The organism is Actinomadura scrupuli (genome assembly GCF_050971785.1).
Classification (GTDB): Bacteria; Actinomycetota; Actinomycetes; order Streptosporangiales; family Streptosporangiaceae; genus Actinomadura_E; species Actinomadura_E scrupuli.
In genome coordinates this window covers 506,516-522,696 of the sequence record NZ_JBPCCU010000004.1, presented here as the reverse complement: position 1 = coordinate 522,696, position 16,181 = coordinate 506,516, and the positions used below count along the sequence as shown (strand labels likewise).

The 16,181-nt window shown below is 71.8% G+C and carries 15 protein-coding genes; 6 read left to right on the top strand and 9 right to left on the bottom strand.

The genetic code is table 11. From position 1 onward, the window contains the following. Positions 1–191: 191 nt before the first annotated feature. Both ACRYCC_RS21680 and ACRYCC_RS21675 read right to left on the bottom strand, forming a co-directional pair. Positions 192–1,145, bottom strand: coding sequence for an LLM class F420-dependent oxidoreductase (locus ACRYCC_RS21680; protein ID WP_433814711.1), 954 nt, complete (start codon positions 1,143–1,145; stop codon positions 192–194). A gap of 105 nt (positions 1,146–1,250) precedes the next feature. Further along, entirely contained in the window at positions 1,251–1,418 is a 168-nt protein-coding gene (locus tag ACRYCC_RS21675) for a hydrophobic protein (protein ID WP_433814709.1), read from the bottom strand. Between the two features lie 208 nt (positions 1,419–1,626). On the opposite strand from ACRYCC_RS21675, the gene ACRYCC_RS21670 reads away from it, so the two are divergent. The 3 genes from ACRYCC_RS21670 (at position 1,627) to ACRYCC_RS21660 (ending at position 4,491) form a co-directional block, all read left to right on the top strand. Next, the gene (locus ACRYCC_RS21670; protein WP_433814708.1) at positions 1,627–3,423 is read left to right on the top strand and encodes a thiamine pyrophosphate-requiring protein; all 1,797 of its coding nucleotides are present in this window, start codon (positions 1,627–1,629) and stop codon (positions 3,421–3,423) included. Positions 3,424–3,522: 99 nt separating this feature from the next. Continuing rightward, positions 3,523–4,128: a flavodoxin family protein gene (locus ACRYCC_RS21665; protein ID WP_433814706.1), complete on the top strand. Its 606-nt coding sequence runs from the start codon at positions 3,523–3,525 to the stop codon at positions 4,126–4,128. A gap of 51 nt (positions 4,129–4,179) precedes the next feature. Further along, complete coding sequence (locus ACRYCC_RS21660) at positions 4,180–4,491, top strand: 4a-hydroxytetrahydrobiopterin dehydratase (protein WP_433814704.1); 312 nt, start codon at positions 4,180–4,182, stop codon at positions 4,489–4,491. A 126-nt stretch (positions 4,492–4,617) separates the two neighbouring features. Here the strand turns inward: ACRYCC_RS21660 and ACRYCC_RS21655 are convergent, their stop codons facing one another. Then, a complete protein-coding gene (locus ACRYCC_RS21655; protein ID WP_433814702.1) occupies positions 4,618–5,844 on the bottom strand; it encodes a PucR family transcriptional regulator in 1,227 nt (408 codons plus the stop codon). A gap of 234 nt (positions 5,845–6,078) precedes the next feature. Between ACRYCC_RS21655 and ACRYCC_RS21650 the strand changes: the two genes are divergently transcribed. Further along, positions 6,079–7,314 (top strand): PucR family transcriptional regulator, encoded by a 1,236-nt coding sequence (locus ACRYCC_RS21650; RefSeq protein ID WP_433814701.1) that lies wholly within the window; start codon positions 6,079–6,081, stop codon positions 7,312–7,314. Between the two features lie 82 nt (positions 7,315–7,396). On the opposite strand, the gene ACRYCC_RS21645 is transcribed toward ACRYCC_RS21650, so the two are convergent. Then, positions 7,397–8,059 (bottom strand): cutinase family protein, encoded by a 663-nt coding sequence (locus tag ACRYCC_RS21645; RefSeq protein WP_433814699.1) that lies wholly within the window; start codon positions 8,057–8,059, stop codon positions 7,397–7,399. A 502-nt stretch (positions 8,060–8,561) separates the two neighbouring features. Here ACRYCC_RS21645 and ACRYCC_RS21640 point away from each other — a divergent pair. Both ACRYCC_RS21640 and ACRYCC_RS21635 read left to right on the top strand, forming a co-directional pair. Then, positions 8,562–9,191, top strand: a complete 630-nt coding sequence (locus ACRYCC_RS21640) for a hypothetical protein (RefSeq protein ID WP_433814697.1) — start codon at positions 8,562–8,564, stop codon at positions 9,189–9,191. A 49-nt stretch (positions 9,192–9,240) separates the two neighbouring features. Then, entirely contained in the window at positions 9,241–9,936 is a 696-nt protein-coding gene (locus ACRYCC_RS21635; protein ID WP_433814695.1) for a YoaK family protein, read from the top strand. Positions 9,937–10,001: 65 nt separating this feature from the next. On the opposite strand, the gene glpK is transcribed toward ACRYCC_RS21635, so the two are convergent. From glpK to gnd, 5 genes are all read right to left on the bottom strand, one after another. Beyond that, positions 10,002–11,519: a glycerol kinase GlpK gene (glpK, locus tag ACRYCC_RS21630; RefSeq protein WP_433814693.1), complete on the bottom strand. Its 1,518-nt coding sequence runs from the start codon at positions 11,517–11,519 to the stop codon at positions 10,002–10,004. 46 nt (positions 11,520–11,565) lie between these two features. Next, positions 11,566–12,414 (bottom strand): MIP/aquaporin family protein, encoded by an 849-nt coding sequence (locus ACRYCC_RS21625; protein ID WP_433814691.1) that lies wholly within the window; start codon positions 12,412–12,414, stop codon positions 11,566–11,568. 246 nt (positions 12,415–12,660) lie between these two features. After that, the gene (locus ACRYCC_RS21620) at positions 12,661–13,560 is read right to left on the bottom strand and encodes a Sco1979 family transcriptional regulator (RefSeq protein ID WP_433815042.1); all 900 of its coding nucleotides are present in this window, start codon (positions 13,558–13,560) and stop codon (positions 12,661–12,663) included. Between the two features lie 175 nt (positions 13,561–13,735). Continuing rightward, positions 13,736–14,545, bottom strand: a complete 810-nt coding sequence (locus tag ACRYCC_RS21615; RefSeq protein WP_433814689.1) for an SAM-dependent methyltransferase — start codon at positions 14,543–14,545, stop codon at positions 13,736–13,738. 155 nt (positions 14,546–14,700) lie between these two features. Continuing rightward, on the bottom strand, positions 14,701–16,128 hold the full coding sequence (gnd, locus tag ACRYCC_RS21610) for an NADP-dependent phosphogluconate dehydrogenase (protein ID WP_433814687.1): 1,428 nt from the start codon (positions 16,126–16,128) through the stop codon (positions 14,701–14,703). Positions 16,129–16,181: the final 53 nt, after the last annotated feature.

The following is a 16,181-nucleotide window of genomic DNA, read 5'->3' as shown; positions in this document are numbered from 1 at the left end:
ATGCAGTACGTCGACGGCCTCATCGACGGCGTCTTCAGAGCCACCGGACTCTCGTCACCATGATCTCCAGACCCTGACGGTTCAGAGTCTTTAGCGGCCGTCACGGATCCGGCGACCCCCGGCGCGAGCCACATGACCCGTGGCCACCTGCGCGACCCGGGCGGGAGTCGGCCGGACGGCGTACGGCACGCTCACGCCTCCCGCAGCCGGGGCAGGACCTGGTCGGCGTAGAACTGGAAGAAGCCCTCCTGCTCGGGCCCGATCTGCGAGATGTAGACCTCGTCGAAGCCCGCGTCGACGAAGGCCCGCACCGCCTCGACGTGCCTGGCCGGATCGGGGCCGCAGGGAGTCGTCATCATGTCCGGGGTGACCAGGTCGGCGAGCTGGCCGAAGTGCCTGGGCAACGGCAGCAGCTGCGCGGACTCCCCCGGGATGGACTCGGTCGGCCACAGCCGGTGCGCGGTCTTGCGCGCGTCGTCCTGATCGGTGCCCCAGCACACCTTCAGCCCGCCCTGCACGGCCTTGCCCTGCCCGCCGGACTCCCGGAAGAGCCGAACGTGCTCGGCCTCCGGCTGGACGCTGACGAAACCGTCCCCGATGCGCCCGGCCAGCTCGATCGACTTCTCCCCGAACCCGGAGACGAGGATCGGCGGCGGCTCGTCGGGCAGCGAGTACAACCGGGCGGTGTCGACGGTGTAGTGCCGGCCCCGATGGGTCACCAGCTCCCCGGTGAACAGCCGCCGGATGACGCCCACCGCCTCCTCCAGCATCTCCAGCCGCTCGTCCGCGTCCGGCCAGCGGCCTCCGGTGATGTGCTCGTTCAGCGCCTCACCGGAGCCGACCCCCAGCCGGAACCGCCCGCCGGTCAGGATCTGGCTGGTCGCCGCCGCCTGCGCGATGACCGCCGGATGGATCCGGACAGTCGGGCACGTCACGGCCGTGGTGATCGGAAGATCACAGACCTGCGAGATCGCCCCGATCACCGACCACACGAACCCGCTCTGTCCCTGGACGTCGAGCCACGGGTGGTAGTGATCGGAGATCCACAGGCCGTCGAAGCCCGCCTGCTCGGCCAGCCTGGCCTGCCGGACCAGCGCCGCCGGCGACTGCTCCTCGGATGACAGGAAGTACCCGAAACGCACCATCGACCTCTCCTCCGTGTCACATTCTGGACGACTCGCCTACCCGCCGGCGACGCGGCAAACGTCGCCGCCCGGCCGGCCCCGCGAGACGGCCGGGCGGGCTCCCGGCTACCAGCGGTACCAACGGCCCCGGCCGGCGCCCTCACCCAGGCGCAGCACGAATCCGAGCAGCCATACGACCAGGACGATGACGGCGACCCACCACAGGACATGGGCGGCGAAACCCAGCCCGCCCAGAAGGAGCGCCAGTAACAGGACCGCGAGGATGAGTGCCATGGCGACTCAGCCTCCTTTCCGCGATTGATGTAAGGACCTGAGCGTTATTCCCCTATGCGGCCGTTCATTCGCTCTGCGTGACCGACGACTTGCCCGGCTTTCGGTGCGGTTCCACCAGGACCTGCCCTCTTCATGGACGGCACGGGAGGTTTCGCCTCCGCGCAGGGGGAAGGCGCACTCAGGGGGCGTCTGGCGAGAGGAATGACCGATGGCCGCACCGACCGTTGCCGACCACCTGCTCCAGCGACTACGCGATTGGCGGGTCGAGAAGGTCTTCGCCTACCCGGGTGACGGGATCAACGGAATCCTCGCGGCCTGGGGGCGTGCCGGCGACCGGCCGGCGTTCGTCCAGTCCCGGCACGAGGAGATGAGCGCGTTCGAGGCGGTCGGGTACGCCAAGTTCACCGGCCGGGTCGGCGTGTGCATGGCCACCTCCGGGCCCGGCGCGATCCACCTCCTCAACGGGCTGTACGACGCCAAGCTCGACCACGTGCCGGTGGTGGCGATCGTCGGGCAGACGAACCGCAGCGCCATGGGCGGCTCGTACCAGCAGGAGGTCGATCTGCTCAGCCTGTACAAGGACGTGGCCAGTGACTACGTGCAGATGGTCACGGTGCCCGAGCAGCTGCCGAACGTGCTGGACCGGGCCGTGCGCGTCGCGATGGCCGAGCGTGCACCGACCGCGGTCATCATCCCCGCGGACGTACAGGAGCTGGAGTACTCGCCGCCGGGACACGCGTTCAAGATGGTGCCCTCCAGCCTCGGCGTCGACTGGCCCATGGTCGACCCCGACGACGCCGCGGTCCGGCGGGCCGCCGAGCTGCTCAACGCCGGCCGGAAGGTCGCCGTCCTCGTGGGCGCCGGTGCCCGCGGAGCCCGCCCGGAGCTCGAGCAGGTCGCCGACCTGCTCGGCGCGGGTGTCGCCAAGGCCCTGCTGGGCAAGGACGTGCTGCCCGACGACCTGCCCTATGTGACCGGCTCGATCGGCCTGCTGGGCACCCGCCCCAGCTACGACCTGATGCGGGGCTGCGACACGCTGCTGACCGTCGGGTCCAGCTTCCCCTACAGCCAGTTCCTGCCCGGGTACGACCAGGCGCGCGCCGTGCAGATCGACCTGGACCCCAAGCTGATCGGGATGCGCTACCCGTACGAGGTCAACCTGGTCGGTGACGCCGCCGCCACGCTGCGGGCCCTGATCCCGCATCTGCGCCGCAAGCAGGACCGCTCCTGGCGGGAGGGCATCGAAGCCGCGGTGGAGCGCTGGTGGCAGACCATGGAGATGGAGGCGATGGTCGACGCCGATCCGGTCAACCCGATGCGGTTGTTCTTCGAGCTGTCCTCCCGCCTTCCCGAAGACGCCATCGTCACCGCCGACTCCGGGTCGGCGGCCAACTGGTACGCGCGCCAGCTGCGGTTCCGCCCGGGCGTGCGCGGCTCCCTATCCGGCACGCTCGCCACCATGGGCAACGCGGTGCCGTACGGAATCGGCGCGAAGTTCGGCCACCCGGACCGGCCGGTCATCGCGTTCGCCGGCGACGGGGCCATGCAGATGAACGGGCTGGCCGAGCTGATCACGGTCCAGCGCTACTGGCGGGAGTGGGCCGATCCGCGGTTCGTCGTCGCGGTCCTGCACAACAACGACCTCAACCAGGTGACCTGGGAGATGCGGGCCCTGCAGGGCGCGCCCAAGTTCCCGCAGTCCCAGACGCTGCCCGACGTCGACTACGCGGCGTTCGCCGCGAGCGTGGGGTTTCAGGCGATCATCGTCGACAAGCCCGACCAGCTCGGCACGGCCTGGGATCGGGCCCTGAGCGCCGACCGCCCGGCCCTGCTCGACGTGCACTGCGACCCCGACATCCCGCCGATCCCTCCGCACGCGACCTTCGAGCAGGCCCGGGACGCCGCCGAAGCACTGATCCGCGGAGACGAGGATCGCTGGGGCGTGATCAAGGAGGGCATGAAGACCAAACTGCAGGAGTTCCTGCCGCACAAGGACACCGGCTGAACCCGCAGGCCACCGTACGGGCGCTCGGCGACCACGGGTTTCGGTCCGGTGAGCGGGGTAGGTGCGCTCGTGCGCAATGTCGAGGGAGGAGGGCATCGAATGCGAGCCGTGATCGTCAACTGCACCCTGAAGCGCTCACCAGAGCCGTCCAACACCGAGGCGCTGGCGGAGGTGGTGGCCGGCGAGCTGAGATCACGGGGCACCAAGGTCGATACCGTCCGGGCCGTCGATCTGGACATCCCGCCCGGAGTCGAGACCGACCTGGGGGAAGGTGGCGCGTGGCCCCGGGTCCACGACATGCTGCTGGACGCCGAGATCCTCATCGTCGCGTCGCCGACCTGGGTGGGCCGGCCCTCATCGGTCGCCCAGCGGGTCATCGAACGGATGGACGCGATGCTGTCCGAGACCGACGACGACGGGCGTCCGGTCGCCTACAACCGCGTGGCCGGGGTGGTCGTCACCGGCAACGAGGACGGCGCGCACCACGTCATCAGCGAGATCAGCGGGGCGCTCGCCGACATCGGCTACACCGTCCCCGGCCAGGCCTGGACGTACTGGCATCTGGGTCCCGGGCCGGGCCCCGACTACCTCGACAGCGAGCAGGGCCGGGACTGGGCGGCCAAGACCGGCCGTGCGATGGCGTCCAACCTGCACGCCGTGGCCACGGCGCTCGCCGCCACGCCCATCCCGGCGCCGCCCGGGTAGCCCTGCCCACGCAGGCCGCCCGACGACGCCGGACCACGAAAGGAGCACATCATGTCCCTTTACCGACCGCTCACCACCGAAGAGATCGACACCGCCCTCGCGAGCCTGGAGGGCTGGCGCCACGAGGACGACGCCCTGGTGCGCGGCGTCGAGGTACCCGCCGAGAGCCAGCCCGCGCTCCGCGAGGCGGTGGGCAACGAGGCCAAGGTGCTCGAGCACCAGGCGGAGATGCGGCAGGACGGGAAGGGCGTGGAGATCCGCCTTCAGACCCACGACGCCGGTGGCGTGACCGCCAAGGACGTCGAGCTCGCGGCCCGGATCGACCAGGTGCTCTCCGGGGCCGCGCGCGACCGCGCGAGCTGAGCCCGCTTCCGTGCCGGTAGCGCCCGGGCCGCCGGGGACCGGCGGTCCGGGCGTCCAGCGCACAGGTCTCGCCGAGCCGGGGCCCGGGGGATGGCAGGTCTCCGCAGAGCCCGCCGGGTCACCGGGTCAGCGGGATGAGCCGGTGACCCTTCTGGCCGGGGTGAACCGCAACATCGAGTTGAGCGCGATCATCATGTCCAGCCTGGTGTCCGGATCGCCCAGATCGCCGCCGTACAGCTCCTGCAGCCGGCGGATCCGGTAACGGACGGTCTGCTGGTGGACGTGCAGCCGCTCCCCCGTCGTGACGGCGTTGTCGCCGCACTGCAGGTAGACCAGCAGCGTCATGGCCAGCGGCCGGCGCCGGTGCGCCGGGAGCGCCAGGATCGGGGCCAGCAGGGTCGTGGTGGCCGCCTCGATCAGGTCCTCGCTCGTCGAGGCCATCAGCGTGGCGAGCTGCTCGACGCAGCGGACCGTGCCGGCCGGAAGGACGTCACGTTCCATGAGGGCCACCGCCCGCCGCGCCCAGCGCAGCGAGACCGCGCCTCTGGTGAGCGGGACGGTGGGCCCGAGGGCGCCGGGATGGTCGCGCATCAGCGAGGCGACGAGCCGTTCCTGACCGGGGCCGTCCGGATCGGGGACGACCAGGTACGGGGCCGCGCCGTCCCAGTCCGCGAGCACCACCGGCGGCACGAGCCGGGCGGTGGCCCGCACGGGACGGCGCAGCGCCACCACGCCGACGGTCCGCGGAAGCTCCCATCCCGCGGAGCGGGCCAGCTCGGTGATGGCCTCGCGGCTGGTGGGAGGGTCGATGACGAGGAGGTCGCGCAGCCTGCCGCGGTACCGCTCGCGCTCGCTGGCCAGTTCCCCCCGGGCAGCGGCGTAGCCCTGCGCGGCGGCGTCGGCGACGATGCCCAGCAGCAGGAACAGCGAGTCGGTGAGCAGGGCGAGCGTCTCGCGGGACCAGCCCAGCCGGTAGGCGTCCTTGATGAACCGCCGGCAGGCGACCTGGCTGCTCAGCCGCATCGCGGTCTGCATCCCCTCCAGGCCGTTGCCCCGGCGGGCCTCGTGCGCGCCCAGCCGCGTGTAGAGCTCGGTGAGGGAGTGCCAGCCCTCCTCCGGCCTGTCCAGGGAGCCGACGAAGTGCTCCACGGTCTCGGAGATCGTCTGCTGGATCCGCCGGCCGTACTCGCTCTCCGCCGGCTGGGCGTACTCCGGCACCTGCTCGCGGATCTGCTGGGCCATCTCGTGGGCCACGGACTCCAGGTGCGGGCGGAGCAGATCGGCCAGGTCGTCGTGCGGGGTCTCCCGCCGGTAGGGGCCGATGTGCTTTCGGGTGGCGAGATGGCGCGTCACGCAAGGACCTCCTGGTACACGAGGGCCCCCGCCGCTCATTGACCACGCCAGTCTTGCCCGTGTCGCCATGGAGTCAAGCAGCGCCCGCGATGTCGGTGCGGCCGCACAGCCGCGGTGGGCGACGGCACAGACGCCGCCCGGCGCACCGGCCGCGGAGCCCTTTCCACCCGGTTCCCTGGTGTGGAACGATGTGGCGCGCGAGGCCGCCCGGGAAGGTGAGCGCCGGAGATGCATGTGACAACGCCCCCGACCCCCGGGCCCCGCGACGAGCACACGGTCATCCAGACGGCGGTCCGCAGGTTGCTCGAGCGGCTGCCCGAGCTCACCGACCGGCTGGTCGCCGAGCTGAAGCGCCGCGAGGACCCCGCCGACTTCGGGCAGTTCGACGACGAGGCCTTCTGGCACACCACGCACGCCGGCCTGCGCGCCGTGCTGAAGGCGGTCGCCTCGCGCGGGCGGGAGCGCCCGGACATGTCCTACGCCCGCAGGCTGGGCCGCCGGTACGCGGAGCGGGACCTGCATCTGGAGACGGCGCTGCGGGCCTACCGGCTCGCGGGCTCGATCCTGTGGGAGGGCATGGTCGAGGTCGTCACCGAGGAGCACCCGGAGGACATCCCCGTGCTGCTGACCGGGGCGCGCCGCACGTTCCAGCTGACCGACCAGCTGTCGATGTCCTCCACCGAGGCGTACCACAAGGCCCAGCAGGAGCTGCGCCAGGCGAAGATCGGGCGTGCCTACGAGGTGCTCGACGACCTGCTGGACGGGCGCGGTGCCGACGAAGCCCTCCTGCGGTCGGCCGCGGTGGCGCTGGGCCTGCCCGAGCACGGGCCGTACGTCGTGGTCGCCGTCGCGGTCACCGGCCCGGCTCCGGTGGACACCCCGATGCCGGGCACGGCCGGGGAGCTGCGCCTGATCTGGCGGACGCGCTCCGGCGCTCTGTTCGGCATCGTGCCGACGGGCACGGCGGCCCTCGGCGCGGTCGCGGAGGCGCTGACCCCGCTGATCCCCGGCCGGGCCGGCATCGGTCTCCCGGTGCACCACCTGGCCGAGATCGGCAGGGCACGGTGGCTGGCCGAGACCGCGCTGGCGACCTGCACCGGGACGGGACCGGAGATCGCCCGCCTGGACCATCATCTGCCGGCGGCCCTGCTGGTCGCCCAGCCCGATCTCGCCGGTCATCTCAGGGAGGTCGTGCTGGGGCCGCTGCTGGCGCTCAACCAGGCGGAGCGCGAGATGCTGCTGGAGACGCTGACCGCCTGGCTGGACAGTGCCGGTTCGACGACCCGCGCCGCGGAGCGGCTGTTCTGCCACCGCAACACCGTGCTGGGCCGGATCCACCGGGTGGAGCATCTGACCGGCCGCAGGCTCGGCCGTCCGCGGGAGGCCGTGGAACTGCTGCTGGCCCTGGAGGCGGTACGGCTCGCCCCTCCCCCCGGCCTCGTCGCCGACCAGGAGGCCGACGGACCGTGAGACGGAGCCGGGGTGCGGCCACCAGTGCGGTGGCGGCCGCACCCCGGCCGGTGCGGGGCCTCGGCCGCGGCCGGGAGCCCGGTCAGAGCCGGGCGGCGGCGAACGTGGCGGCCTCGTTGGCGTCGCCGCCATAGGACAGGTGCGCCAGGACGTTGACCCCGTTGCCGCAGACCGGGTCACCCGAGGCGCACTTGTCCAGGGTGCGGCTCTTGTAGGTGCCGGTGATGCTCCGGAGCGGCCGGATCGGGTTGCCGAAGACCAGGACGGCCTTGACCCGGGGCTCGATCGAGGCCGGGATCGTTTCGGTGATCTTGCCTCCGACCAGGGCGCCCTCACTGCTGACGCCGACCGAGTTGTCGACGACGTTGGCGCCCTGGGAGTAGCCGACGAGGACGAACTTCTGGTTGGGGCAGGCGGCCGCCTGGCTCTTCAGGTGCTCGACGAGGTCGGTGTTGCCCTTGGAGGCCGAGCCGGCGCTGAGGTCGGCGGGGTAGTTCACGGGGTAGGCGCTGGACGAGCGGAGCCCGAGTTTGCCCTTCAGCGCGGAGTACACCGGGTCGCCGACGATGAGGCCGAGGGTGCCGGGCTCGCCGGTTCCCCGGGCCACCACGACGTCGACCTCGGCGCAGGCGGCCGCGGTGGCCGGGGCGGCGGACACGGCCACACCGCCACCGGCCAGGACGCAGGCGGCGAGGGCGAGCCGGGCGGTGGAGGGCCGCGGGAGGGCAGGCAGGAAGGAACGCATGGGGGGATTACCTCTCCGAGAGGGGTGGGAATGGCGACGGCCGCCGGAATGATCGGAGATATGCGGCAGCGGTCGAGTTCCGTTCACCGGCCGCCGAATTGCCGGAGCTCGTCGAGCCCCGGCGGCGCGCGAACGGGCGGGGTGGGGCGACGGCGCCGTGGGCGTCGTCAGAGCCTGGAACTGTGCGCCGCCAGGGGTCGGAGCTGCGACGATGTGACCGTCATGATCCTTCTGCCGGTGCGGGCGACGAACGGCTCCGATGGCGTTCGGCCCCGGAGGCGTCGTCGATTCCCTGAGATGATCGTGGACCGCTCGACGGCGAAATAGGGCTTTTCCAACAAAGAATCAGCCGGCGTCGACTCAGCCGGATGAGTCGGTATCGCCCATTGCGGAATGGCCCGGCGGGCACCATTCCGCCGCCGCCGCGAGCCGCCACCGCGAGCCGGCGCCGCGAACCGGCCCCGGGCCCCCGAGGCCGCCCGGCGGATGAGAACCTGAGGCCATGGAATCGGTGACCGGATCCGGCGACGGACGGCTCCGCACGCGGCCGGAGCTGATGGCGGCGTACGGCGTGGGGCTCAGCACGCTGGAGAAGTGGTACCGGGAGCGGGCCGCCAACGGGCACCCCGAGGCCGCCGGCACGGTCGGCAACCGGCTCGCCTGGGACGCCGTGGAGTGGGACCGGTGGTACTCCGCCCGGCGGTCCGCCCCCTCGGCGCCGCCCGGCCTCCGCACCCGCGACGAACTCGCCGCCGAGCACGGGCTGAGCCGCCACGCGCTGAAGAGCCTGTGGGCCGAGCGCGCGGTCAACGGCCATCCCGAGCCCGCCCGCCAGGTGGGCAGGGCGCTGTATTGGGACGGCGGCCAGTGGGCGGCCTGGTACGAGGGCCACCGGGCGTCGGCCGCCGGTGAGCCCGGCGAACTCGTCACCCTGGCCGAGGCGGCCCGCATTCTGGGGCTCGCCCAGAGCAGCGTGACGGTCTACGTCAAACGCCCGCCGGCGGGCTGGCCGGAGCCCGCCGAGGAGGAGCGCCTGGCCGGCGGGCGGGTCCGCCGCCGCTACCGCCGCAGCGACATCCTCGGCTACGCCCGGCGCCGCGAGCGGGCCGGTGAGAACCCGGCGGCCCGATGAGCGCGCCGCCCGTCTCGGGCCCCGCGCGCCCCCCGGCGGGTACGAACGCGTGAACCCGCTCGCCCGGCGTGACCCGCTGCTCCCGGCGCTCGTCTCGCTCACGGTGCTGAGCGGCTTCGTCGACGCGGTCAGCTACCTGGGCCTGGGCCACGTGTTCACCGCGAACATGACCGGCAACGTGGTCATCCTGGGCTTCGCCGCCGCCGGAGCCCCCGGCTTCTCCGTGACCGCGTCGTCCACCTCGCTCGGCGCCTTCGTCGTCGGCGCCGTCATCGGCGGCCGGTCGAACACCGCCGCGGTGTCCCGGCGGGCCCGGATCCTCACCGCGCTGGGCGCCGAGGCGGCGCTGCTCCTCGTGGCGGCGGTGACCGCCTCGGTCATGGACGTCGCCGAGCCCGCCGGCCGTCATCTGGTGATCGCGTTCGTCGCCCTGGCGATGGGGCTGCGCAACGCCACCGTCCGCAGCCTGGCGGTACCCGACCTGCCCACCACGGTCCTGACCCGGACCATCACCGGGCTGGCCGCGGACTCCACCCTGGCCGGCGGCACCAATCCCAGGGCCGCGCGCCGGGCCGCGGCCGTGCTGGGCATGGCGCTGGGCGCGTGCCTGGGGGCCCTGCTGCTGCGGCACCTGGGCACGGCGTGGCCGCTGCTGGTCACCGCCGTCTTCGTGGTGGTGACCGCGACCGCCTACGCGCTGCACCCCGGCTCCCGGGCGTACGGCGACGGCCGGGACACCGGCTGAGCGGCCGGGCACGCGTGCGTGAGCCCCCCGGCCGGCCGGGCTCAGGGGCTCCTCCACGTCCGCCGTCAGTCGACGTCGACCCAGTCGAGGGTGCGCTCGACGGCCTTCTTCCAGCCGCCGTAGCCCTTGGCCCGCTGCTCATCGTCCCATCGCGACTCCCAGCGCCGGTCCTCGTGCCAGTTCCGCTTGAGGTCCTCGGTGGACTTCCAGAAGCCGACGGCCAGGCCTGCGGCGTAGGCGGCGCCCAGCGCCGTGGTCTCGGCCACGACCGGCTTGGACACCGGGACCCCGAGGATGTCGGCCTGCATCTGCATGCACAGCTCGTTCGCCGTCACACCGCCGTCCACCCGCAGCACATCGAGAGTGACCCCCGAGTCCTGCCGCATCGCCTCCACCACGTCACGGGTCTGATAACAGATCGACTCCAAGGTCGCCCGAGCCAGGTGGGCATTGGTGTTGAACCGCGACAACCCGACGATCGCCCCCCGGGCGTCCGACCGCCAATAAGGCGCGAACAGACCGGAGAACGCGGGCACGAAATAGACCCCGCCGTTGTCCTCGACCTGACGCGCCAGCGACTCACTCTGCGCCGCCCCCGAAATGATCCCGAGCTGGTCACGCAACCACTGCACGGCCGACCCCGTGACCGCGATCGAACCCTCCAGCGCGTACACCGGCCGGGCACCGCCGAACTGGTAGCAGACGGTCGTGAGCAGCCCGTGCTTGGACCGCACGAGCTCCTCACCGGTGTTGAGCAGCAGGAAGTTGCCGGTGCCGTAGGTGTTCTTGGCCTCCCCCACCCCGAAGCACACCTGGCCCACGGTCGCGGCCTGCTGGTCGCCGAGGTCCCCCGCCAGCGGCACCTCGCCGCGGAGCGGCCCCGTCGCGCGGGTGAGCCCGTACAGCCGGGGGTCGGAGGACGGCCGGATCTCCGGCAGCATCTGCCGCGGGATACCGAAGAACGACAGCAGCTCCTCGTCCCAGCTCAACGTCTCCAGATCCATCAGCATCGTACGGCTCGCGTTGGTCGGATCCGTCACATGCACCCCGCCATCGGTGCCCCCGGTCAGATTCCACAGCAACCACGTGTCGGTATTACCGAACACCGCCTCCCCCGCCTCGGCCGCCTCCCGCACCCCCTCGACGTTCTCCAGAATCCACTGCACCTTCCCACCGGAGAAGTACGTCGCCGGAGGCAACCCCGCCCTGGCCCGGATGATGTCCCCCTTGCCGTCCCGGTCGAGCGCGGAGGCGATGCGGTCGGTACGGGTGTCCTGCCACACGATCGCGTTGTAGTACGGCCGCCCGGTGACCCGGTTCCAGACCACCGCCGTCTCGCGCTGGTTGGTGATGCCGAGCGCGGCGAGATCCGCGGCGCGCAGGTCGGCGCTCCTGAGACCCGTCTCGATGACGGCACGGGTCCGCTCCCAGATCTCGGTGGGGTCGTGCTCGACCCACCCCGGCCGCGGCATGATCTGCTCGTGCTCGAGCTGGTGCCGGGCCACCTCGTTGCCCCCGTGGTCGAAGACCATGAAGCGGGTGCTGGTGGTGCCCTGGTCGACCGCTCCGACGAAGTCAGCCATGACGGGAATCCCTTCTGTGTGGTCGAGCGTGTCAGACGATCCGGATCTAGGCCGTGGCCGGCGGCGGGGCCGCCTTCTCGGCCGCCGGGTCGGTCGGGACGGTTCCGGGCTCCTGTCCTTCCCCGCTCGGCAGGAATTTCCCGATCACCGCCTGGTACAACCCCGCGCCGAGGAGACCGCCCACGATCGGGCCGACGATCGGGACCCAGAAGTAGAGCTCACCGTACTGATCTCGCCAGGCGGTGTGGTAGCCGGTGAGGAACGAGGCCAGGCGCGGCCCGAAGTCACGTGCCGGGTTGATGGCGTAACCGGCGTTGGTGCCCCAGGCCATGCCGATCGCGACGACGATGAGCCCGATCACGAACGGGTCGAGGTTGGCGCCCGGTGCGGTGTTGCGCAGGTCGGTGATGGCCAGGATCAGGAACAGCAGGATCGCCGTGCCGATCACCTGGTCGCGCAGCGCTCCCCACTCGTGCACGGGCAGCGTCCCGTTGCCGGGCAGCGTCGAGAACACCCCCTGCGTCTTGACCGTGTGCCCGGGGTCGACCTTCGCCAGGACCTCGCTGTAGTTCCAGCGCACCAGCAGCGCGGCCACGAAGGCACCGGCGGTCTGGGCCAGGGAGTACGGCAGCACCTTGCGCCACGAGAAGCCCTTGAAGACGGCGAGGGCGAGGCTGACCGCGGGGTTGAGATGGGCGCCGCTCAGGCGCGCCGCCGTGTAGATGCCGAGCGTGACGCCCAGCCCCCACGCCCAGGCGATGCTGTCGTGGTCGCCGATCCCTCCCGCCACGACCTGCGCCACGACACCCGCCCCGAAGAGGATGAGGATCATCGTCCCCGCGAACTCGGCGGCCAGCTCGCCTGCCAGTATCGGAATCTTCACCCGTTTCGTCATGTCCCCTCCTCGACGGCGATGTACGGCCGGCGTCCGGGAGACACCCCCCGTGCGAGCAGTGTGTCACCGGACGATCACACCGCGACAGGAGCCTGTCGTTGGTCGAGGCGCCGCACGGCTGCCAATCACCCTAAAAGCTGACTAATCGGGCGTATATGTCTCGATCTGACACCCGCGGAAGCCCGAGTGCAAGGCGCGCTCACAAAGCCCCGGCCCCGGGGCACCGGGACCGCGGGCGGGCGGCCGTCAGAGGGCTGCGAGGGCGCGCCGGAGGAGGTCCGGGGTGGCGGCGGCGGGCTCGGCCTCCATGCACAGCCGCTCCATCACCGCCAGATAGGGATCGACCTCTTCGCGTTTGTCGAGGTACAGCGCGCTGGTGAGCTGCTCCAGGTAGACCACGTCGGGCAGCTCGGGCTCAGCGAACCGCAGGATGCTGAACGGGCCGCCGGCCGCCGCGTGGCCGCCCAGGCGGAAGGGCATGATGTGCAGGATGACGTTGGGCAGCGCGGTGACCTCGAGCAGGTGCTCGAGCTGCTCGCGCATCGTGTCGGCGCCGCCCAGCGGACGCTGGATCACCGCCTCGTCGATCACCGCCCACAGATGCGGGGCGTCCTCGCGGGTGAGCAGCCGCTGCCGGGTCATCCGCAGGGCCACCCGCCGCTCGATCTCCTCTTCCGGGGCGTCGGGATGCCCCAGCAGGGTCACGGCCCGGGCGTAGTTCTCGGTCTGCAGCAGGCCGGGCACGAACTGCACCTCGTAGGAGCGGATCCGCGACGCCGCCTCCTCCAGCCCGATGTAGACCTCGAACCAGCTCGGCAGGACGTTGGAGTACTTGTGCCACCACCCGGGCTCGTTGGCCTCATGGGCCAGCGACAGCAGCGCCGCGCGCTCGTCCTCGTCGGTCACGCCGTAGAGCGTCAGCAGGTCGGCGACATCGCGGTCCTTGAAACCCACCCGGCCCCGCTCCACCCGGCTGATCTTGGAGCCGGAGGCCCGGATGGCGTACCCTGCGTCGTCCCGGCTGATGTGCCGGGCCTCCCGGAGCCGCCGCAGCTGGGATCCGAGCAGGATCTTCAGCACCGTCGGGCCACCGTGCGGGACGGCGAACCTGGTGGGATGCGTGGAGTCCCCGTGCGGCTGGACCATGGCCATGATGAAAAACTCCTCGAACGGCTGAACCGTCAAGTATTCCACTGCCGCAGGTCACTGCATAGTTATCAGAAGACAGCGGTATTCCCACAGAGCCCATCACTCCTGGTCAGCCGCCCGTGCAACCGGCTCTGACCAGCCTCGGGACGTCCGCGCTCACCGGCGGGAATCATCAGGGCTTGCGGGCCACCCCGCCCACGCTCCACGCCTGCTCGGGCAGCCGGGCGGCGAGCAGGTTGTCCGGGCGCCACTCGCGGACGTAGACGAGCCCGGGCTCGACCAGCTCCAGCCCGTCGAAGAAACGCAGCACCTGCTCCCGGTCGCGGGAGGCGTCCTCGGTCCGGTTGAGGATGTGCCGGTAGATGTCGACGATCGGCTGCGCGACGTCGGGGCGCGCGTCGAACACGACATGGCTGAGGCCCAGGTAACTGCCGGACGGCATCGCGTCCCGCAGCCGGGCGACACAGCCCAATGGGTCGTCCACGGCCGGGATGTACTGCAGCGCACCGAAGATCAGGATGGCCAGTGGCCGGTCGAAGTCGATCAGCCCCCGCAGCTCCGGGTCGGCGAGCAGCTCGTCAGGGTGCAGGACGTCCCCTGCGACGACCCGCGTGAGCGGATCCCGGCCGAGGATCGCGTGGGCGTGGGAGAGCACGACCGGGTCCTTGTCGACGTACACCACGCGGGCGTCGGGGCGGACCGACCGGGCGACCTCGTGGGTGTTGCTCTGGGTGGGGAGTCCCGAGCCCACGTTGACGAACTGGGTGATCCCCTCCGCCGCGAGGTAACGCACCAGCCTGATCTGGAAGGCGTGACCCGCCCGGGCCATCGTGAGGATCTCCGGCGCGACGGCGAGCACCTCCTCAGCGGCCTTGCGGTCCGCGGCGAAGTTGTCCTTGCCGCCCAGGAAGTAGTCGGTCATGCGGGCAAGGTTGGGCGCGGTGGTGTCAAGATCGGCCGGGCGCCTGGCCTCGTCGGTCACGCCTCAACTCCTGTGTCGGGTAGAGCAGCCGGGTGAAGCAAAGGTATCCCCGGGAGGTGGACCCTCCACATCCGGCCCGGGTCCGGCGGCCTTCCTGCACCGCGGGACCGGCCCCGCCCGGGGCGGCGGCCCCGGGCGGCGGCCCCGGGGCGGCCTCAGGCGGAGGTCTCGGTGCGGTCCCCTCCCCAGAGCGTGTGGAAGGAGCCGTCGCGGTCGGTCCGGCGGTAGGTGTGGGCGCCGAAGAAGTCGCGCAGTGCCTGGGTGAGGGCCGCCGGCAGCCGGTCCGCTCGCAGCCCGTCGTAGTAGGCCAGCGCGGCGGAGAAACCGGGCGCCGGGATGCCGAGCCGCGCGGCCGTGGCCACCACGCGCCGCCAGGCGTCCTGCGCCGCCCCGATGCTCTCGGAGAAGTGGTCGTCGGTCAGCAGGGTCGGCGTCGCCGGGTCGGCGTCGTAGGCGGCCCGGATGCGGTCGAGGAACCGGGCCCGGATGATGCAGCCGCCGCGCCAGATCGTGGCCATCGCCCCGGGATCGACGTTCCAGTCGTACTCCGCGCTGCCGGCCTGGATCTGGTGGAAGCCCTGCGCGTAGGCGACGATCTTCGAGGCGTACAGCGCCTGCTCCACGTCGTCGGCGAACCCGGTGGTGTCCTCCAGCGGTGCCGGCGCCGGCCCCGGCAGTCCATGGGCCGCCCGGCGGAGGTCGCCGTGCCCGGACAGCGACCGGGCGAAGACCGCCTCGGCGATGCCGCTGACCGGCACCCCCAGGTCCAGCGCGGTCTGCACGGTCCAGCGGCCGGTGCCCTTCTGCTCCGCCTGGTCCTGCACCACGTCGACGAACGGCTTGCCGGTGGCGGCGTCGGTGTGCGCCAAGACCTCGGCGGTGATCTCGATCAGGTAGGACTCCAGCCGGCCGGTGTTCCAGGTCCGGAAGACCTCGGCGATCTCGGCCGGGGACAGCCCGGCCGCATGCCGGAGCAGGTCGTAGGCCTCGCCGATGAGCTGCATGTCGGCGTACTCGATGCCGTTGTGCACCATCTTGACGAAGTGCCCGGCGCCGTCCGGGCCGACGTGGGTGCAGCAGGGAACGCCGTCGACCTTGGCGGCGATGTCCTCCAGCAGCGGGCCCAGGGCCTGGTACGACTCCGGGGAGCCGCCCGGCATGATGCTCGGCCCGTGCAGCGCCCCCTCCTCGCCCCCGGAGATCCCGGTGCCGACGAAGTGCAGGCCGCGTTCGCGCAGTGCGGCCTCCCGCCGCCGGGTGTCGGCGAAGTGGGCGTTGCCACCGTCGACGATCATGTCGCCGGGCTCCAGCAGGGGTGCGAACTCGTCGATCACCGCATCCGTCGGGGCCCCGGCCTTGACCATGATCACCATCCGGCGCGGGCGCTCCAGCGACGCGACGAACTGCTCGGCCGTCTCGGCCGGCAGGAAGGTCCCCTCGTGGCCGAACTCCGCCACGAGGTCCTTGGTCCTGGCCGTCGTACGGTTGTGCACGGCGACCGGATGGCCGTGCCGGGCGAAGTTCCTGGCCAGGTTGCGGCCCATCACCGCCAGGCCGGTAACGCCGATCTCTGCTTGCGTCATTGCGATCAGTCCCCCCTTGGTTGAAGGCCGTACCCACGGTACGCGCGCCGGTC